This is a genomic window from Nocardiopsis sediminis, from assembly GCF_042650565.1.
Classification (GTDB): Bacteria; Actinomycetota; Actinomycetes; order Streptosporangiales; family Streptosporangiaceae; genus Nocardiopsis_B; species Nocardiopsis_B sediminis.
In genome coordinates, this window is record NZ_JBHSBH010000004.1 from 433,756 (window position 1) to 453,337 (window position 19,582).

Sequence of the window (19,582 nt, forward strand, 5' to 3'; positions counted from 1 at the left end):
TCCGGGCGAACCCGTGTGCGGGGGTGGTCAGCCGCGGCGGCTCCGGGCGGTCGCGATCTCGATCACGGCCCGCTCCAGGGCGTAGGCGGGGTCGCGACCCGCGCCCTTGATCAGCGCGTCCGTCTCGGCGATCACCGACATCGCCCGCGCCAGCCCCTGCGGGCTCCAGCCCCGGGCCTGCTGGCGCAGGGTCTTCAGCTTCCACGGCGGGACCTTGGCGCGCTTGGCGAGGTCGGCCTCGCTGCCGCCGCGCGGCGGCTGGGCGACCACCGCCAGGCCGCGGACGGCCGAGGCCAGGGCGCTGTTGATGAGCACCGGTGCGGTGCCCACCGACAGCGACCAGCGCAGCTGCTCCAGCGCCTCGGGCAGCCGCCCCTCGACGGCGCGGTCGGCGACGGTGAACCCGGAGGCCTCGGCCTTGCCCGTGTGGTAACGGGCCACCGCGGCGGTGTCGATACGGCCGTCGGTATCGGCGATGAGCTGGGTGCAGGCCGCGGCGATCTCGCGCAGGTCGGTGCCGACGGCGTCGAGCAGCGACTGTGCGGCGTCGGGCGCGATCTGCCGGCCCGCGCGCGAGAACTCGCCCTTGACGAAGTTCAGGCGCTCCGGGCCCTTGGTGAGCTTGGCGCAGGAGACGCGGGTGGCCCCCGCCTTCACCGCGGTGTCGAGCAGCGCCTTCCCCTTGGCGCCGCCCGCGTGCACCAGCACCAGGACCACGTCGTCGGCGGGGTCCTTGATGTGGCCGGTGACCACGGCGGCGATGTCCTTCGTGAGGTCCTGGGCCGACCGCAGCACCACCACCCGGCGCTCCCCGAACAGCGAGGGGGAGGTGACCTCCACCAGCTTGGCGGCGGTGACCTGGCCGGGGACGAGGTCGTGCACGTCGACATCGGGATCGCCGGCGCGCACGGCGGCGACCAGCTCGGCCACGGCGCGGTCGACCAGCAGTTCCTCATCGCCGACGACGGCCGTGAGCGGGGTGACGGAGGTGGTGGAGCCCATGCATGCAGCATGCCACGTCCCACGGACGCACTCGCGCCGTTCCGGGGGGCCAGGGGCGTGACGGGTCTGAGGGGACCTGCCTCTGGCGGAGGTACGGCAGGGGGGATACGGTCACCCGGTGACCCCCACGATGATCCCGATCCTCGCCCTGCTGCTCGGCGGCACTTTCGTCTACATCGGTGTCCGTGAACTGCGCACCGTAACCTGGCTGCGCCGCAACGGGATCCGCGTGCCGGGCACCGTCACCGGTCGGCGGAGCGGGGGCAACACGGGCTCGACGACGGCTGCGGTGTTCGAGTTCGACACCGCCGACGGCCGGCATGTGCGGACCAGCCAGCGGGTCTCGACCAACTTCGGCATGCTCCGCGCTGGGCAGGCCGTGACCGTGGCCTACGACCCCGACAAGCCGGAGCGCGCCGAGATCATCGAGGCCAAGACGACCACTGCGGGCGCGGTCGTCGCCCTCCTCGTCGGTTCGATCTTCAGCTTGGCCGGAATCGTGGCCGGCGTCATCGTCTTCTGGGTACTGTAGGCAGAAATAGGAACGATCTGTTCCGCATTGCCTTCTGCCTTCGTCCCGCAACACCGGAGAGGCCGGTGAGCGGGAACGAAGAAGGTCGCATGCTGAGGGGGATGGCCACCGTCGGTTTCTGGGCGGATGATGTCGAGGCGGCGAAGGCGTGGTAGGCGGAGCTGCTGGGCGTCGGTCCGTATTTCGAGCGCTCCGGGCCGGACGGGCGCCCCGCCTACGCCGAGTTCCGCCTGGGGGACTTCCAAGATGAGCTCGGCCTGATCGACCGTTGCTACGCACCCGGCGGGACACCCGGTCGGGGCGGCGCGGTCGTCTACTGGCACGTCGACGACGCGCCGGCGGCCCTGGAGCGCCTGAGCCGGAAGCCCTCTCCCATGCCTGGTCAGCGGTCTTGAGGGCCGCGGCGGACCGCGGAGGGGCCGTCGGGGGTCGGGATCACGGCGATGTCGCCGTGGTGGTCGGTGCGGTGGTTGGCCGGTGTCAGGCCCGTCAGGATCTCCCACGTGCGCGGGGCGGGGTGGCCGAACGGGTTGTCGGCGCCCACCGAGGTCAGGGTCATGCGTGGGCGGGTGGCCTCGAGGAACGCCGGTTCCTGGCCCTGCGCGCCGTGGTGCGGGGTCTTGAGGACGTCGACGTCGCGGATCGCGGGGGAGCCCAGGAGCGCCCGCTGCGGCGATTCCTCGATGTCCCCTGTGAGGAGCACGCGCATCGGGGCCGCCGCGGAGCCTTCGGGCGGGGACCAGGCAGCGAGGAGCACCACGCTGGCGTCGTTGCCCTCGGCTCCCGATCGCGCGTGGGGCCACAGGACGTCGAAGGTCCACGGCGAGGTCCGGAGGCGTTGGCCTGAGGCGGCGACGTGCATGGCGGTGCCGGCGCTCTCCAGAACGCGCAGGCGCTCATGCGACCCCACCCCCGGCGGCGCCAGCGCCGCCGCGACGGCGCGCTCGGGGGCGACCCCTGGGGCGCCGCCGACATGGTCCATGTCGCCGTGCGTGAGAACCAGCAGGGAGATCTCCTCGACCCCCAGGTCGTCCAGGCAGCGGTCGACGGCGCCGGGGTCGGCGCCGGTGTCGACCAGCACGGCCCGGCCGTCGCCGGCCGACAGCGCCAGCGCGTCGCCCTGCCCGACGTCGCACGCCACCAGCGCCCATCCCGCGGGCGGCCACGCGGGGGCGACGCAGCGCACCGCCACCGCCGCGACCAGCACCGTGCCGCCGACGGCCGACAGCACGCGCCGGGCGCGGCCCCGCAGCACCAGCGCCGCCACCACGACCACCGCCAGGCCCATGGCGCCCCACACGTCGCCGCGCCACGGCAGCGCACCGTTGGGCAGCTCCGCCCCGAACCGGGCCACGGCACCGACCCAGATGACGACCGCGCCGGGAACCCACACGAGCAGGGCCGCCGCCGCGGGCCAGACCAGGGCCAGTCCCGCGACCGCGAAGCCGCCGACCCTGGCTATGGGGATCAGCGGGCCGACCGCCACGTTCGCCGGCACCGAAACCCAGCTCACCTCCTGTGACAGCAGCACCAGGACGGGGGCGCAGGCCACGTGCGCGGCCGCGGCCACGGCGACCGCTTCGGCCAGCCACCGCGGCATGCGCTCGGACCAGCGGTCGCGCCACCCGGGGGCGAGGACCATGATCCCGCCCGTCGCGAGGACCGACAGGGCGAAGCCGTAGGAGCGTGCGAGTTCGGGGTCGAACAGCAGCAGCCCGATCACCGCGGCGGCCAGAGCGGACAGGCCGGCCCTGCGCCGCCCGAGGGCGAGGGCGAGGAGCGCGATGGCGCCCATGAACGCGGCCCGGAGCACGCTCGGCTCCGCCCGTGCCACGAGGACGAACACCGCGATCATGGCGGCCCCCGCGAGCGCGGTCGCCCAAGGGGCCCATCCCGCCCAGCGCCCCAGCCCGAGCGCCACGGCACTCAGAACAGCCAAGTTAGAGCCGGAGACGGTGAGCAGGTGGGTCATGCCGGTGGCGGCGAAGTCCTCCCGGGTGGTGGCGTCCAGCCCGGAGGTGTCGCCGACCACCATGGCCGGCAGCAGGCCGCGGGCGGGAGCGGGCAGGACGGCGGCGGCCTCGCGCAGCCGGGCGCGGACGTGGCCGGCCCACGCCTGGTGCGCGGGTGGCGGGTCGATCCGCTCCGGCGGGCCGCGCGCCAGGACCAGCCCGCCGACCAGGCCACCGCCGTCTCCCGCGGGCACGAGCTTGGCCGCGACGGTGACGCCCTGGCCGGGGAGCAGACGGGCCCATTCCTCGCCGGAGGCCAGGACCACGACCGGGACCCGTGACGCCTCGCGTGCGCCGCCGGCCTCGACCCAGCTGGTGCGGGCGTCGATGACGAGTTCGGCCTGGCCCGGTGCCAGCGGCCCGGCGCGCGGCCGGGGATCGCCGGTGAGGACCGCGTGCAGAGAGACCCTGCTCCCCGTGGAGGCGAGTCCGGTGACGGGGCTGTCCTCCACCCCGGCGAGCCGCCCGCCGGTGGCGAGCGCCGCCCCGGCCCCGCAGACCAGCACCGCGACCACCGGGGCGGCCCAGGCTTCGGCGGACGGCAGGCGCAGGGCGGGAAGGAGCAGCACGGCGGCCCCGCCGACCACAGCGGCGACGAGCAGCGCGGAACGGGACTGCCCACCGAGCAGCAGACCGGCACATAGCCAGGCCGCAGCGGCCGGCCCCACCAGCCGGAGGTCGGGAACCCGGCCGGGCTCGGGATCGACGGCGTCGGTGCCGAGCTGGTTCAGCACGGCCGCCTCCATCTCGGATTCTCGCCGCGGCCGGCGGGGTGCGCCGGAGGTGCGTGAAGGACAGGCGGATAGGGGGTCATGCGGCTCAACCGACGCCGTTGACGTGGACGAGGGGGCGGAGGTCGGTGAAGCGCCTTTCGCCGATGCCGCTGACGTCGTGGAGCTGTTCGACGGTGGTGAAGCCGCCGTTGGCCGTGCGGTAGTCGATGATGCGCCCGGCCAGTGCCGGGCCGATGCCGGGGAGTTCTTCGAGCTGTTCGGGGGTGGCGGTGTTGAGGTCGATCGGGGATTCCGGGGAGCCAGCCGGTGGTGCCGCCGTGTCGGCCGGTGGGGCGGCGGTGGCGGTTTCGGCGCCGACCAGGACCTGTTCTCCGTCGGTCAGCGGACGCGCGAGGTTGAGGGTGCCGGTGTCGGCGTCGTCGCTGAGGCCGCCTGCGGCCTCGATCGCATCGGCCACGCGGGAGCCGGCGGCGAGGGTGAAGACCCCGGGACTGTCGACGTCGCCACCGACGTGCACCGTGACCTCGCCGGTTGGGGAAGAGGCCGCGCTCGAAGGGGCGGGGAGGGCGGCGGTGGGGGTCGGTTCGCCGGGGGAGTCGGCCTGGGCGGATCCGGCGCGGAGTTCGGGAGGGGGCTGGGGGTCGGGACGGGCCTGGAGGGAGAACCACACGGTGGCGATGGCGGCGACCACGCAGACCGCCACGAGCCCGTGGACGCCCGCCCGGCCGAACAGGGGCTGGTCGCGCAGGGCGGGTGGCAGCCGCTCCATGATCGCCGACAGCCGGGCGCGCGGCCCGGGGCCGGAGCCGGCCCGAGCCGGGGGATGGGGTTCGGGGGCGACCTCGATGTAGCCGCGCGGGGGAGCGTCGAGCGGGAGAGGCGGCGGCCGGTGCCTGCGACGATCGGTGGGCGGACGGTCGATTGGGGCCCGGGGCGGGCCGGACGGCTCAGGCCGCCGGTGCCGCCCCTGGCCGCCCGTCCCGGCACGTTCCCGCGGGCCATCCCGAGTGGTCCTCGGAGCCTCCAGGGCTCCGCCGCCGCGGGCTCTGCCACCGGTTCCGCCACTGGCCCCGGCTCCATCGCCGGCCTGGATACCGGCGTGTGCGCGGACGGCGTGGTCCCTCCGGCGATCGGCCGTTGCGCGGGGGCCGGGTTCTTCGGTGCCGTCGGATCGGTGTTCGGAAGGCCGGGACCGGGGCTTTCCGAAGCCCACCGGTGGCGCGCCGGGGGCGCCGGAGCCGGGAAGGGGGGAGACCGGTGAAGACCCGGAGGCGGGATCGACCAGGGGAGGTGGAGTGGGTGACGTTTCCGCCAGAGGGTTCAGCCGGGGTGGGCGGGATGGTGCGCTGGGGGCTCGGGGCGGGCGGCGGTCGGGGGAGAGGGCGTAGGGCGGGACGGGGATGTGCCCGATGAGCGGGGAGGCGGGCACAGGCCCCGTCCCGCCGTTCTCCGGGGCGGGTACAGGGTGGGGTTCGGACGTGGTGGGCCGTGGTGCCGCCCCGGCGGTGAGGGCGCGCAGTCTCCGCAAGGACGAGGGGTCGAGGGGGCGGCGATTCCGTGGCGTGGGCGACATGTGACCCACCGTAGGAACCGCGGCCGGAGGCTGCCAGTAGGGGTTTCTTCTCTGTGGATAACTTGATGCCCCACCGTCCCGCCGGAGACTCCGGCACCGCCCGCCCCGCATGCATCGGGAGGCACCTGGACGCCCGAAGAGGCCGAACGGGGTCAGAGCTCGGTTCCGTCGCCCTTGCCGATGAGGGTGCGCAGCCAGCGGGCGATGTGGTCGTGCTGTGCCGGGGCGACCGCGTGGGCGAGTTCCGGGAAGGCGCGGTTCCATGCCAGGGCGCGGTTGAGGGCCGCGAGGTCGGTGGCGAGCCGGGCCGCCGCTCGCAGGTCGCTGAGGGAATGGGCGGCGGTCCACGGTTCCAGGTAGGCGTCGCGCAGCCGGCCCAAGACCCGCGCGTCCGCGTTGAGCTCCCGGGCGGCGAACAGCAGGGGCGCGAGCAGGCTGCAAAATGCATGCGCGACGGTGGCGTCGCCCCAGTCGGCGAAGCGGTACCCGCCCTCCAGCATGAAGACGTTGCCCACGTGCAGGTCGCCGTGGTCGAGCGAGACCCCGACCGCGTTCTCGTCCAGCGCCCGGCAGCGCCGGTCGAACTCGCCGCGCCGGCGGATGAGGATGTCATGGTCGTCGCCGAGAACCCCGGCGATCCCGGGAGAGGCGAGGAAGGTGTCCAGGCGGCGCCCCAGCGTCGAGGGGCGGAGATCCGGGACGCCCAGGGCGAGCAGGTCGCGCACGTGGGCGCCGAGCACGCGCTGTGTCTCGGCGTAGGTCCCGAGCATCGCCTCCCACACGGCGAAGTCGTCCAGCGCCGCCATCTGGTCGCGCAGTGTCGCGCCCGCGTCGGGGAACAGCGACCAGCCGCGCTTGGCGTCGACGCCCAGCGGGGTCAGCACCCGCCCGGGGATCCACGAGTACAGCGCCCCGGCGAGGGCGGCCTCGAACTCCGCTCCGGGGGCGCCGGCCTTGAACCACAGGGGCCCGATGGTGGTGGCCAGCCGTGCGGTCGTCGACCACGGCCGCACCCGGACCTGGGGCGGCTCGGGCAGCAGGTAGGCGTCGTGCTCGGCGAGACGGCCGTCGATCCAGGCGATGAGTTCGTTGCGGAGGGCGGGATCGTCCCAGAGGTTCAGGCGCAGCTGCGTGAAGTTCACGGGACTACGCTAATGCGCGCCACCGAAGGCGCCACAGCGCTTTTGCGCCGTTTCACCGCTCGCGGCGGCGGCACGCCGAAGGCCGCCCCCTGCCGGGGACGGCCTTGGCCGGAGCCGGAACGCTTAGGCGGCCTGCCGCACCTTGTCGAGGCGCTTGGCGATCGCGCTCTTGCGGTTGGCGGCCTGGTTCTGGTGGATGACGCCCTTGCTCACGGCCTTGTCGAGCTGGCGCGCGGCGGCGCGCTGAAGCTGCGTGGCCTGCTCGACGTCCCCGGTCTCGGCGGCCGCGCGGAACTTGCGGATGGCCGTCTTCAGCGACGAGCGCACCGACTGGTTGCGCACGCGGGCCTTCTCGTTCTGCCGGTTGCGCTTCTTCTGCGACTTGATGTTCGCCATGCGAAAACGTGCTCCAGTTTGCTGTGATCAGTGCGTCGGTGACACGGGTCCTGCCGTCCTCCGGGGGCAGCCGTTCCGCCGGAGGGCCGGGCGCGTGCCGACGCCGGGTGTGTGAGACCGAGGGGCTCAACCGAACAACCGAACAAAGAACGCGGATGCCCGAGACACGGACTTCCATTATGCAGTCGCACGGCGACTGCTTCGACCACCCCACCGGCAGCCCTGCCGACCGCCCCTGTCCGGGACCGGCCCGCCGCCCGCTTACCGGTGCCCGGTTCACCCCTCCTGCGGCGGGCTGACCCAGCCGTCCCGGTAGGCCGCCCACTGCTCATCGGTCGCGGTGAAGTCGACGTACAGCGCGGTCCCGAAGCGCTCCCGCCGCTCGGCGGCGTCGGAGAGGCCGATCCGGATGGCCTGGGTCGCGGTCTCCGGCGTCTCGGCGTCCGGGTCGCGGGTGGCATGCTCATCGGGGTAGGCTGGCACCCCCATGAACAGCTGGACCTCCTCGGGGACCGCGTCCAGCGCCAATCGGGTCTGGCGGGCGACGAACCCGCCGTAGAGCCCCTCCATCGGCATGGCGGTGTCGTAGGACATGACCGCGACCTGGTCGACCGACTCGGCGACGCGCTTCAGGTACAGCGGGGACCAGTACTTGTCCTTGCCCGCGAACAGGCGGACCCCGAAGGAGATCCCGGCCAGCGGCTCGATCTGGGGGACGGCGGTGGACAGCAGCGCGTCCTCGCCGAGGGCATCGCGGGTCTCGCCGAGCAGGGAGACGAAGTCCTCCCCGTTGTCCGGCAGCGGCTCGAAGTTGTAGTGGATCCCGTCGAACCCGGCGTCCATCAGGTCGGCCGCGCCGTCCAGGATGCGCGCCCGGCTGTCCTCATCGGAGAGGTCCAGCTCGTCGGCCTCCACCCGCTGCCCCACCCAGGCCGACACCCGGACATCGGGCAGCTCGGCGCGGAACAGGTCGAGGAACGCGCCCGCCTCGGGGTAGAGACCGGGGTCCAGGGTGCCGTCGTAGTCCAGCGGCCCCACGTGCACGTAGACGTCGCTGATCTCGCCCGTCGTGATGCGCGGCGCCAGATCGGCCAGCTCGGCGGCCCCGTTGCGCCCGTCGACCCACCCGTGGCCCATCCACAGCGCGTTGGTCCCGTTGGACACCGCCCATTCCGCCGGCTCACCGGAGTACTGATACTGGATCAGGGCGGCGGCGCCGCCGAGCACGACGACGATCGCGGCGATGGCGGCGAACAGACGCTGGAGGAACCACTTCATCCGAAAGCCTTCCGGGGTCGCATAGCCTGAGGGGTGCCGCGCCCCCATTGTGCACGGTGGCGGCGGCGCCACGGCGACCATGGGATCATGGGGTCCACCCCTCCGCGACCGACCGCCTCCCGCCGCGGTCCGCGCGGCCCCGCCCCCGAGACGAACGTGAACGGAGCACGGTGCCACAGCCGAACCGGACCGATCCCGCGCTGATCCGGAACTTCTGCATCATCGCGCACATCGACCATGGCAAGTCGACTCTGGCCGACCGCATGCTCCAGTTGACCGGCGTCGTCGAGGACCGCCAGATGCGCGCGCAGTACCTCGACCGCATGGACATCGAGCGCGAGCGCGGCATCACCATCAAGTCGCAGGCGGTGCGGCTGCCCTTCACCGCGGTCGACGACACCGTCTATGTCCTCAACCTCATCGACACCCCCGGCCACGTCGACTTCAGCTACGAGGTGTCGCGCTCCCTCGCCGCCTGCGAGGGCGCGATCCTGCTGGTCGACGCCGCCCAGGGCATCGAGGCGCAGACGCTCGCCAACCTGTACATGGCGCTGGAGAACGACCTCACCATCATCCCGGTGCTGAACAAGATCGACCTGCCCGCGGCCCAGCCCGAGAAGTACGCCGCCGAGCTCGCGGGCATCATCGGCTGCGAGCCCTCCGATGTCCTCAAGGTCAGCGCCAAGACCGGCCAGGGCGTCGAGGAGCTGCTGAACGAGGTCGTCCGCCAGGTGCCCGCTCCGGTGGGCGACGCCGACGCCCCCGCGCGCGCCATGATCTTCGACTCCGTCTACGACACCTACCGCGGCGTGGTCACCTACGTCCGGGTGGTCGACGGCGCGCTGTCCACGCGCGAGCGCATCTCGATGATGTCCAGCGGCGCCACGCACGAGATGCTGGAGGTCGGCGTCATCTCGCCCGAGCCCACCAAGGTCGAGGGCCTGGGCGTCGGCGAGGTCGGCTACCTGATCACCGGCGTGAAGGACGTCCGCCAGTCGCGGGTCGGCGACACCATCACCTCGGCGTCCCGGGGCGCCACCGAGATGCTGTCGGGCTACCAGGACCCCAAGCCCATGGTGTTCTCCGGCCTGTACCCGATCGAGGGCACCGACTACCCGGTGCTGCGCGACGCCTTGGAGAAGCTCCAGCTCAACGACGCCGCGCTGGTCTTCGAGCCCGAAACCTCGGCCGCTCTGGGGTTCGGGTTCCGCTGCGGGTTCCTGGGCCTGCTGCACCTGGAGATCACCCGCGCCCGCCTGGAGCGCGAGTTCAACCTCGACCTGATCTCCACCGCGCCCAACGTGGTCTACCGGGTGGTCATGGAGGACCGCACCGAGCACGTGGTGACCAACCCCAGTGAGTTCCCCGAAGGCAAGATCGACGAGGTGCACGAGCCGGTCGTCAAGGCCACACTGCTGGCGCCGGCCGACTTCGTGGGGCCGATCATGGAGCTGTGCCAGGCGCGGCGCGGCTCGCTGCTGGGCATGGACTACCTGTCCGAGGACCGGGTGGAGATGCGCTACACGCTCCCGCTCGCCGAGATCGTGTTCGACTTCTTCGACCAGCTGAAGTCGCGGACCAAGGGCTATGCCTCGCTCGACTACGAGCCCACGGGCGACCAGGTGTCCGAACTGGTGAAGGTCGACATCCTGCTCCAGGGCGAGACCGTCGACGCGTTCTCGGCGATCGTGCACAAGGACAAGGCGTACGCCTATGGCGTCGAGATGACCAAGAAGCTGCGCGAGCTGATCCCGCGCCAGCAGTTCGAGGTCCCCATCCAGGCGGCCATCGGCTCGCGCGTCATCGCCCGCGAGAACATCCGCGCCATCCGCAAGGACGTGCTCTCCAAGTGCTACGGCGGCGACATCAGCCGCAAGCGCAAGCTGCTGGAGAAGCAGAAGGAGGGCAAGAAGCGGATGAAGATGGTGGGCCGGGTCGAGGTCCCCCAGGAGGCGTTCATCGCCGCGCTGTCCACCGAGGACGGCGGCGAGAAGGACGCCAAGAAGAAGTAGCGGCGGGCCGGGGCGACCCCGGCCCGCGCCGCCTCCGGTGCGTCAGCCCTTGACCGAGCCGCTGGTCAGGCCCTCCACGATGTACCTCTGGAGGAACCAGAACACCGACAGCACCGGGATCGACAGCAGCAGGGTGCCCATGGCGAACATCCCGAAGTTGGTGTTGCGCTGGTCGGCCACGAGTTGGTACAGGCCCAGCGCGACCGTCTTGGCCTCCGGATCGCGCAGGAACACGCTGGCCAGCAGGAACTCGTTGATGGTCGAGATGAACACCAGCAGCCCCACGATCGCCAGTACCGGTGTCACCAGCGGCAGCATGATCCGGAAGAACACCTGGGCGTGGGTGGCGCCGTCGACCCGGGCGGCCTCGTCGAGTTCGGCGGGCACGGTGTCGAAGAACCCCTTCATCAGCCAGGTGTTGATGCTCAGCGCACCGCCCAGGTAGACGAGCATGAGGCCCCACGGGGTGTCGAACCCGATCCGCGGCCACAGCTCGGTGACCCGGCTGAACATCAGGTAGATCGCCACGACCGCCAGGAACTGCGGGAACATCTGGATGAGCAGCAGCCCGTACAGCCCCACCCGCCGGCCGGCGAACCGGAACCGGCTGAACACGTAGGCGGCCAGGGCCGACAGGAACACGGTCGCCGCGGCGTTGGACAGCGAGATCAGCAGCGAGTTCAGGTACCACGCGGCGAACGGGGTGTCGGTGAACAGCCGGACCAGGTTGTCGGGGCCCACCGCTGCGGGTACCAGCCGGGAGCTGCTGAGCGTCCCCAGCGGGTTGAGCGCGGCCGAGACCACGAAGAGGATCGGGAACAGCGCGAAGGCGAGCACGAGCCACATGACGGCGTGGCGCCAGCCGTCCCGGCGCGCCCGCGCGAGCGCGCGGCGGGCCGGCGGGGTGGGGGTCATCGGGCGTCCACCTCTTCCAGGGACCGGCTCCGGCGCAGGCTCACCACGGAGATCAGGGTGACGATCAGGAAGATGAACACCGAGACCGCCGCCGCGAACCCGTACTGCGCCCCCGCCTTTCCGAACGCCAGCCGGTAGGTGTAGGTGATCAGCAGGTCCGTGGCGCCCGCTGTGGGGTCGTTGGGCGGGAACGGGCCCCCTTGGGTGGTGAGCCAGACCGCGTTGAAGTTGTTGAAGTTGTAGGCGAACGTCGAGATGAGGATGGGCGACATCGCCACCATCAGCAGCGGCAGGGTGACGGTGCGGAACGCCTGCCAGGCGCCGGCGCCGTCGATGCTCGCCGCGTGCACCAGCTCGCGGGGGATGGCCTGGAGCGCCCCGGTGGCCACGAGGAACATGTAGGGAAAGCCCAGCCACACGTTGACCAGCAGCACCACCGCGCGCGCCGTCCACGGGTCGCCGAACCAGTCGACGTCGGCCCCGAAGAGGCGGTTGACCAGACCGAAGTCGGCGTTGAACATGTCGCGCCACAGCAGCAGCATCGCCAGCGAGGGCATCGCGTAGGGCAGTACCACCAGCACCCGGTACAGGGTGCGGCCGCGCATCGGATGGCGGGTGTGCAGGGTGAGCGCCACCCCGAGGCCGATCGCGAAGACGAGGCCGGTGGTGCCGGCGGCGAAGCCGATGTTCCACCCCAGGATGGAGAAGAACGCCCCGCTGACCGACGGGTCGGTGAGGAAGCGCAGGAAGTTGCCGGCCCCCACGTCGACCCGCCAGCCCTGGGACAGCCGGGTGCCGTCCTCGGCGACGAAGGCGCCCCGCTCGTCGTCGGCCGTGAACACCTCGCCCGTGGCGGTGTCGGTGATGCAGTCGCAGGCGGGGTCGTGGACGCGGGTGGCCCGGCCCTCGTAGGCGGCGGACAGCCCGCCGGCCCGGATGCCCGACCCGCTGCCGCTGGGGACGGCCAGCTCCTCGACCTCCGCGCCGCGCCCGTTGACCTCGGCGGGGGTCAGGATCGTGTAGCCGGGCGCCTCGGTGATCTTGCCGGCGGCGTCGGGGGTGACCCCGTTCAGCGGCCGGAGCCCTTCGGCGGTGCCCGCGTAGGCCCGCCCCTGCGGGTCGGTGAGCAGGAAGACCAGTTCGCCGCTGCCGGCATCTCCCCGGGCGGCGACGGTCAGCGTGTACTCGGTGCCCTCCTCCGCCCGGGTGACCGAGGCCGCCTCGATGGCCGCGATCGCCTGCTCTTTGTCGCCGCGGTGGCCGTCGCCGTAGTTGGTCACCGACGTGCTCAGGGTGAACAGCACGGGCAGGATCTGGAAGGCGATGAGGAACAGGGTGCCGGGGAGCAGGTACTTCGCCGGGATCGCGCGCTTGGACAGGTAGACGCCGAAGATGAGGGCGGTGACCGCGACGACCACCGCCAGGCCGGCCCACGCGCCCTGTGCGTAGAGGGGCAGAGCGGCCCACACGCCGAGGGCCGCGGTGAGGCCGAGCAGGCCGGTCTTGGCGACCTGCCCGGCCAGGGAGCCGCCGGGCGCGAGCGAACCGCCGGGCAGGGGCGGCCGGGAGCGGGTCCCCGCGGGGGCGCCCGCGGGGCCGTGACGCTGAGGAGCCACGGTCAGCCGATCTCGCTCTGGATGTTCTCGGCGGCGGCGGTGAGGACCTCCTCGGGGTCCGCACCGCCGATGACGGCCGCCTGCGCCTTGCCGAAGGGGTCGAAGACCGCGGCCATCTCGGGCATGGCGGGCATCGGCTCGCCGTTGGCGCCGGCCTCGACGATCTTGGCGATGTCGGGGTTGTCCGCGCTCGCCTGCTCGTAGGCGGCGGTCAGCGCCGGGGGCCGGGGGTCGGCGTCGTAGAGGGCGGCGGCGAGTTCGGGGTCGGCCACGTAGCCGGCAACGAACTCCTGCGCCAGCACCGAGTTGGCGCCGCCCGAGGCGACGAAGAACGCCTGGACGCCGATGAACGGGCGCGGGTCAGCGCCGCCCTCGAACCCGGGGACGGCGGAGATGTCGTAGTCGACCCCGGAGGCCCGGACGTCGGCGAGCGACCAGGGGCCGGTGACGAAGTAGGGGGTGCGGCCCTCCTCGAAGAGGCCCGCGACGTTGTCGGCGTCGATCGAGCGCTTCAGCACGCCCGCGCCGTCCTCGCCCAGTTCCGCGATGCGCTCGAAGGCCTCGATGGATTCGGGGGTGCCGATGCCAAGGTCCGAGGGGTCGTAGCCGCCCTCGCCGTCGGCGCCGAACAGGTAGCCGCCGGCGGAGGTGAAGAACGGTTGCAAGTGGTAGGGGTCGCCGGTCTGGCTGACCTGGAGGCCCAGGACCTCGTCGGCCTCGCCGTCCTCCACCAGGGCGGTGCCGGTCTCCACGAGTTCCTCGACGGTCCCGGGGGCGTCGGGGGCGAGTTCGGTGTTGCGCAGCAGGATGAGGTTCTCCTGCGCGTAGGGGACTCCGTAGAGCCGGCCCTCGTAGGTGGCGGCCTGGAGCGAGGTCTCGCTGAAGCCGTCCGCGGTGTCCTGGGGGAGTTCGACCGGGTCGATGGCGTTGTTCTGCACCAGGTTGCCGATCCAGTCGTGGGCGCCGACGAGGATGTCGGGGCCGGACCCGGCCTCGTGGGCGGTCACGAAGTCGGACTGGAGGGTGTCGACCGGGAAGGTCTGCACGTCGACCCGGATGCCGTTGGACTCGCCGAACTCCTCGGCGAAGGGGGTCAGGGCCTCGCTTCGCTCGGTGTCGGACCAGATCACCAGGGTCCCCCCGGCCTCCGGGGCGGACTCGCCGCCGCCACCGCCGCAGGCGCTCGCGGCGAGGGTGAGGGCGGCGGTGCCGGCGACGACGCCGGCGCGGTGGATTCTCATGCATTCCCCTTCGGGCACGGGGCCGTGGGACGCCCCCCGCACGTCACGGCCCGTCGCGAATGTGCGGTGATGTGACGTTAGCAACAGAATGAAAGATTTGAAAGATTTTGCAGGAGATTCGGCGCGATTTTCGGAACCGCGGTGAAACGCGGTGGAAACGGGGGATCCGCGGCGGTGGGACGCGACGTCGCCGGCCCGTCCCGCCCGGTGAGGGGGCTGCGAACTGCGGGTACGCGAACGGCCCGGCCGCCACCGGTGGGTGGTGACCGGGCCGCCGGAGCGCCCTCAGGGCGCGGGAGCGGGGATCAGCCGCGCAGCCAGACCGCCGTGTCGGCGGGCAGCACGACCCCGTCGCCGTCGGCGGTGACCGGGCCGCTGGCGACCACCACCTCGCCGCTCAGCGGCAGCGCCACCTCGGCGCCGGACAGGTTCACCGCGCACGCGAACGCCGCCCCCCGGCGGAACGCCAGCACGCCCTCGCCCGCGTCGATCCAGGTGAGCGCCCCCTCGCCCAGCGCCGACAGCGCCCGGCGCGCCCGCAGGGCCTCCGTGTAGAGGGACAGCGGCGACCCCGGGTCGCCCTTCTGCCGCTCGCGGGTCAGCCCGGCCCACGCCCCCGGAACGGGCAGCCAGGGCACCGTGCCCTCCGGTCCGAACCCGAACGGCGGCCGCGCCCCCTCCCACGGCAGCGGGACCCGGCAGCCGTCGCGGCCCCGCTCGGTGTGCCCCGACCGCCCCCACGTGGGGTCCTGGAGCGCGTCCTCCGGCAGGTCGGTGACCTCGGGCAGGCCCAGCTCCTCGCCCTGGTACAGGTAGGCCGAGCCGGGCAGCGCCAGCATGAGCAGGGTGGCCGCCAGCCCGCGCCGCAGCCCCTCCTCGCCGCCGCCGAAGCGCGTGACGTGCCGGACGACGTCATGGTTGGACAGCACCCAGGTCGTCGGCGCGCCGACCTTCTCATTGGTGGCCAGCGACCGGTCGATGACCCGGCGCAGCTGCCCCGCGTCCCAGCCGGTCTGGAGGTACTCGAAGTTGAACGCCTGGTGGAGCTCGTCGGCGCGCAGGTAGCGCGCCACCCGGTCGGCGTCCTGCACCCACGCCTCGGCCACCAGCGCCCGCTGCCCCGGGTAGGAGTCGGCGATCCGCCGCCACCGGCGGTAGATCTCGTGCACCCCGTCCTGGTCGAAGTAGGGCAGCTGGAACTGGCCGTCGATCAGGTCGGCCTTGCGGCCCTCGGCGATGTCGGGCAGCGCGGGGTCCTTGACCATGCCGTGGGCGACGTCGATCCGGAAGCCGTCCACGCCCCGGTCCAGCCAGAAGCGCAGCACGTCGTCGAACTCGTCGTGGACCTCCTGGAGGGTCCAGTCCAGATCGGGCTGCCCGGGGTCGAACAGGTGCAGGTACCACTGGTCGGGGGTGCCGTCGGGCCGGGTCAGCCGGGTCCACGCCGGCCCGCCGAACACCGACTTCCAGTTGTTGGGCGGCAGCTCGCCATCGGGCCCGTTGCCGGGGCGGAAGATGTAGCGGGCCCGCTCGGGGGCGCCCGGCTCGGCCGCCACCGCCTCGCGGAACCACGGGTGCTCCGACGACGTGTGGTTGGGGACGATGTCGATGATGACCCGCAGGCCCAGCTCGTGGGCGGCGGCGGTGAGCGCGTCGAAGTCGGCGAGCGTGCCGAAGCGCGGATCCACGTCGCGGTAGTCGGCGACGTCGTAGCCGCCGTCGGCCAGCGGGGAGACGTAGAACGGGGTCAGCCAGACCGCGTCGACCCCCAATTGCGCGAGTTCGGGCAGCCGGGAGCGGATGCCGGGCAGATCGCCCTCGCCGTCGCCGTCGGAGTCCGCGAAGCTGCGCACGTAGACCTGGTAGATGACGGCGTCGCGCCACCATTCCCGCTGCGTGTCACCGGCCTGCGTCCCGGACTCGGGGGGAATCGGCATGGGTGTCCCTCCATATCGCCAGAGCGGTACGTGTGCTGAAACCACTTGCGAAAGATTACCTAGTTCTTACAGAGAAATAACAGGCGAATTCCACTAGAGTGCTCACATGGGTCCACGATTGGCCGACATCGCGCGGCACGCCGGTGTCAGCGAGGCGACCGTCTCCCGCGTCCTCAACTCCAAGCCCGGTGTCGGCGCCGCCACGCGCACCGCCGTGCTCACCGCGCTCGACGTCCTGGGCTACGAGCGCCCCGCGCGCCTGCGCCAGCGCTCCGCCGGGCTGGTGGGCATGGTCGTCCCCGAGCTCGACAACCCGGTGTTCCCGATGTTCGCCCAAGCCGCGGAAGGTGCACTGGCACAGCACGGCTATACCCCGGTGCTGTGCACCCAGACACCCGGCGGCATCGCCGAGGACGAGTACGTCGAACTTCTCCTGGAGCGCAACGTCTCCGGCATCATCTTCGTCTCGGGCCTGCACGCCGACACCACCGCCGACCACGACCGCTACCGCCGGCTGATCACCCGCCGCCTGCCCATCGTCCTGGTCAACGGCTTCGCCGACCGCGTCTCCGCGCCGTTCATCTCAGCCGACGACCGCGAGGCCGGGCGGCTGGCCGTCGACCACCTCGCCGCGCTGGGCCATACCCGCATCGGCTTCGCCAGCGGCCCCGACCGCTTCGTCCCGGTCCGGCGCAAGCTCGACGGCTTCCACGGCGCCATGGCCCGCCACGGGCTCCCGAGCGAGGACCTGGTGGAGCTGTCGCTGTTCGGGGTCGAAGGCGGGCACGCGGCGGCCACGCGGCTGCTCGACCGCGGCGTCACCGCCATGGTCTGCGGCTCCGACCTCATGGCCCTCGGCGCCATCCGCGCGGCACGCCAGCGCGGGCTGTCGGTGCCGCGGGACTTCTCCGTGGTCGGCTACGACGACTCCCACCTCATCGCCTTCACCGATCCCCCGCTCACCACGGTCCGCCAGCCCATCCAGGCCATGGCCCTGGCCGCGGCGCGCACCCTGTGCGACGAGATCGCCGGGCACAGCGTCTCCCACGCCGAGTACCTGTTCGACCCGGAGCTGGTGGTCCGCGGTTCCACCGGCGCGGTCCCGGTGCAGAGCGCCGGGCCGGGGCCCGTGCGCACGGTGTGAGGGAGTCGCGCTTCCGGCCGCCGGGCCGGGTGTTCTACGGTTCTGCCATGGGGGAGACCAGCGGCACCGTTCAATCGGTCAACACCGGCCGGGCCGGCGACGCGTCCTGGGCGGGGGGCAAGCGGCGCACGGCCATCGACAAGCGGCCCGCCGAAGGCCCCGTGCGCGTGGCCGCGCTCGGGCTGGCAGGCGACGAACAGGCCGACCGCGCCAACCACGGTGGACCCGACCAGGCCGTCTACGCCTTCGCCCGCGAAGACCTCGACTCCTGGTCACAGCGGCTGGGCCGCCCGCTGCGCGACGGCGCCTTCGGCGAGAACCTGACCACCGCCGGGACCGACGTCAACGGCGCGCTGATCGGCGAGATGTGGCGGATCGGATCGGCCCTGTTCGAGGCGGTCCTGCCCCGCACCCCCTGCGCGGTGTTCCAGGCGTGGCTGGCCGAGCAGGGCTGGGTCGCGCGCTTCACCCAGGAGGCCCGCACCGGTGTCTACCTGCGGGTCCTCGAGGAGGGCGAGGTCCGCGCCGGCGACCCGGTCGAGATCGTGCACCGCCCCGGCCACGGGATCACCGTCATGGCGGGGTTCCGCGCGGGCCTGGACCGCGACATCGGGCTGCTGCACCGCATCCTCGCCGTCCCGGGCCGCTCCGAGAAGTGGGCGGAGCTGGCGGCCAAGGTGGAACGCAACCTGGAACGCGAACGGGAGCCCGCAGCACGGCGCCCGTGAGCCCGCTCACCTGGGCCCCGCCTCGGGCTCACCGGGCGGGCGGCGGCCACGCGGGCGGATAGTCTCGGCACATGCCCTCAGTCGTACTCGACGGCGACCCCGTCCCCGCCGACGGCTCCCTGCCCGCCGGATCCCTCGCGGGCGCCGGGAGCCGGCCGTTCGGGTTCTACGTCCACGTGCCGTTCTGCACCACGCGCTGCGGCTACTGCGACTTCAACACCTACACCGCCGCCGAGCTGCGCTCCCGCGACGGCGGGGCGGTCGCCTCGCCCGCCACCTACGCCGACCAGGCCGCCGCCGAGGTCCGCTTCGCGCGCCGCGTGATGGGCGCCGCCGCAGCTACCGTGGGCACCGTGTTCTTCGGCGGCGGCACGCCCACCCTCCTGCCGCCCGAGGACCTCGGCCGGGTGCTCGCCGCGATCGGCGCCGAATTCGGCCTGGCGCCGGGGGCCGAGGTCACCACCGAGGCCAACCCCGAGACCGTCGACCGCGACTACCTGCTGCGGCTGCGCGACGCCGGGTTCACCCGGGTCTCCTTCGGGATGCAGAGCGCCCGCCCCGAGGTGCTGCACATCCTCGACCGCACCCACACCCCCGGCCGGCCGCAGCAGTGCGTGGCCTGGGCGCGTGAGGCCGGGTTCGACCACGTCAACCTCGACCTCATCTACGGCACGCCCGGCGAGACCGACACCGACTGGAAGGACTCGCTCGACGCCGCGATCGGCGCGGACCCCGACCACGTCTCGGCGTACTCGCTGATCGTCGAGGACGGCACCCGCCTGGCGGCGCGCGTGCGGCGCGGCGAACTCGCCGCCCCCGACGACGACGCCATGGCCGACCGCTACCTCATGGCCGACGACGCCCTCGCCGCCGCCGGGTACACGGCCTACGAGGTCTCCAACTGGGCGCGCGGCACAGCGGCCCGCAGCCGGCACAACCTGCTCTACTGGACCGGCGGCGACTGGTGGGGGGTGGGCCCCGGGGCGCACAGCCACGTGGGCGGGGTCCGGTGGTGGAACGTGAAGCACCCCGCCGCCTACGCCGCGCGCATCGCCGGCGGTGTCTCGCCCGGGCACGCACGCGAGGTCCTCGGCGACGCCGACCGCCGGTTCGAGCGGATCCTGCTGGAACTGCGCATCGCCGAGGGATGCCCGCTGGACCTGCTCGACGGCGCGGGGCGGGCCGCGGCCGAACGGGCGGTGGCCGACGGCCTGCTCGACCCCTCGGCCCACGCCCGCGGCCGGGCGGTGCTCACCCGGCGGGGCCGCCTGCTGGCCGACGCCGTGGTGCGCGACCTCACCTGAGCCGCCCTCGCTCCGC

Annotated in this window: 15 protein-coding genes; 5 read left to right on the top strand and 10 right to left on the bottom strand. The window is 72.9% G+C overall.

What is annotated here, in order from left to right; all coding sequences use genetic code 11:
• Positions 1-27: 27 nt before the first annotated feature.
• Positions 28-1,002 carry a DNA polymerase III subunit delta gene (holA, locus tag ACFOVU_RS06025; RefSeq protein WP_378530593.1) on the bottom strand — a complete coding sequence of 325 codons (975 nt, stop codon included), beginning with the start codon at positions 1,000-1,002 and terminating at the stop codon, positions 28-30.
• A 118-nt stretch (positions 1,003-1,120) separates the two neighbouring features.
• Here holA and ACFOVU_RS06030 point away from each other — a divergent pair, with 118 nt between their 5' ends.
• Positions 1,121-1,534, top strand: a complete 414-nt coding sequence (locus ACFOVU_RS06030) for a DUF3592 domain-containing protein (RefSeq protein ID WP_378530595.1) — start codon at positions 1,121-1,123, stop codon at positions 1,532-1,534.
• Positions 1,535-1,916: 382 nt separating this feature from the next.
• Here the strand turns inward: ACFOVU_RS06030 and ACFOVU_RS06035 are convergent, their stop codons facing one another.
• The 5 genes from ACFOVU_RS06035 to ACFOVU_RS06055 form a co-directional block, all read right to left on the bottom strand.
• Positions 1,917-4,280, bottom strand: a complete 2,364-nt coding sequence (locus ACFOVU_RS06035) for a ComEC/Rec2 family competence protein (RefSeq protein WP_378530597.1) — start codon at positions 4,278-4,280, stop codon at positions 1,917-1,919.
• Between the two features lie 85 nt (positions 4,281-4,365).
• Positions 4,366-5,049 (bottom strand): helix-hairpin-helix domain-containing protein, encoded by a 684-nt coding sequence (locus ACFOVU_RS06040; RefSeq protein ID WP_378530599.1) that lies wholly within the window; start codon positions 5,047-5,049, stop codon positions 4,366-4,368.
• Positions 5,050-6,005: 956 nt separating this feature from the next.
• A complete protein-coding gene (locus ACFOVU_RS06045; protein WP_378530601.1) occupies positions 6,006-6,995 on the bottom strand; it encodes a hypothetical protein in 990 nt (329 codons plus the stop codon).
• A 123-nt stretch (positions 6,996-7,118) separates the two neighbouring features.
• A complete protein-coding gene (gene rpsT, locus ACFOVU_RS06050) occupies positions 7,119-7,391 on the bottom strand; it encodes a 30S ribosomal protein S20 (protein WP_378530603.1) in 273 nt (90 codons plus the stop codon).
• Between the two features lie 276 nt (positions 7,392-7,667).
• Entirely contained in the window at positions 7,668-8,669 is a 1,002-nt protein-coding gene (locus tag ACFOVU_RS06055; RefSeq protein ID WP_378530605.1) for a glycosyl hydrolase family 18 protein, read from the bottom strand.
• 170 nt (positions 8,670-8,839) lie between these two features.
• Here ACFOVU_RS06055 and lepA point away from each other — a divergent pair, with 170 nt between their 5' ends.
• Positions 8,840-10,681: a translation elongation factor 4 gene (gene lepA / locus ACFOVU_RS06060; RefSeq protein ID WP_378530607.1), complete on the top strand. Its 1,842-nt coding sequence runs from the start codon at positions 8,840-8,842 to the stop codon at positions 10,679-10,681.
• Positions 10,682-10,723: 42 nt separating this feature from the next.
• Here the strand turns inward: lepA and ACFOVU_RS06065 are convergent, their stop codons facing one another.
• From ACFOVU_RS06065 to ACFOVU_RS06080, 4 genes are all read right to left on the bottom strand, one after another.
• Positions 10,724-11,596, bottom strand: coding sequence for a sugar ABC transporter permease (locus tag ACFOVU_RS06065; RefSeq protein WP_378530609.1), 873 nt, complete (start codon positions 11,594-11,596; stop codon positions 10,724-10,726).
• The gene (locus ACFOVU_RS06070; RefSeq protein WP_378530611.1) at positions 11,593-13,212 is read right to left on the bottom strand and encodes an ABC transporter permease subunit; all 1,620 of its coding nucleotides are present in this window, start codon (positions 13,210-13,212) and stop codon (positions 11,593-11,595) included. The genes ACFOVU_RS06065 and ACFOVU_RS06070 overlap by 4 nt, the downstream gene beginning before the upstream one ends.
• A gap of 2 nt (positions 13,213-13,214) precedes the next feature.
• Positions 13,215-14,453, bottom strand: coding sequence for a sugar ABC transporter substrate-binding protein (locus ACFOVU_RS06075; protein ID WP_378530613.1), 1,239 nt, complete (start codon positions 14,451-14,453; stop codon positions 13,215-13,217).
• A 305-nt stretch (positions 14,454-14,758) separates the two neighbouring features.
• Positions 14,759-16,390, bottom strand: a complete 1,632-nt coding sequence (locus ACFOVU_RS06080) for a glycoside hydrolase family 13 protein (RefSeq protein ID WP_378530615.1) — start codon at positions 16,388-16,390, stop codon at positions 14,759-14,761.
• Positions 16,391-16,496: 106 nt separating this feature from the next.
• Between ACFOVU_RS06080 and ACFOVU_RS06085 the strand changes: the two genes are divergently transcribed.
• The 3 genes from ACFOVU_RS06085 (at position 16,497) to hemW (ending at position 19,566) form a co-directional block, all read left to right on the top strand.
• The gene (locus ACFOVU_RS06085; RefSeq protein ID WP_378530617.1) at positions 16,497-17,534 is read left to right on the top strand and encodes a LacI family DNA-binding transcriptional regulator; all 1,038 of its coding nucleotides are present in this window, start codon (positions 16,497-16,499) and stop codon (positions 17,532-17,534) included.
• Positions 17,535-17,581: 47 nt separating this feature from the next.
• Positions 17,582-18,262, top strand: a complete 681-nt coding sequence (locus ACFOVU_RS06090; RefSeq protein ID WP_378530619.1) for an MOSC domain-containing protein — start codon at positions 17,582-17,584, stop codon at positions 18,260-18,262.
• Between the two features lie 71 nt (positions 18,263-18,333).
• Positions 18,334-19,566, top strand: a complete 1,233-nt coding sequence (gene hemW / locus ACFOVU_RS06095) for a radical SAM family heme chaperone HemW (RefSeq protein WP_378530621.1) — start codon at positions 18,334-18,336, stop codon at positions 19,564-19,566.
• Positions 19,567-19,582 lie beyond the last annotated feature (16 nt).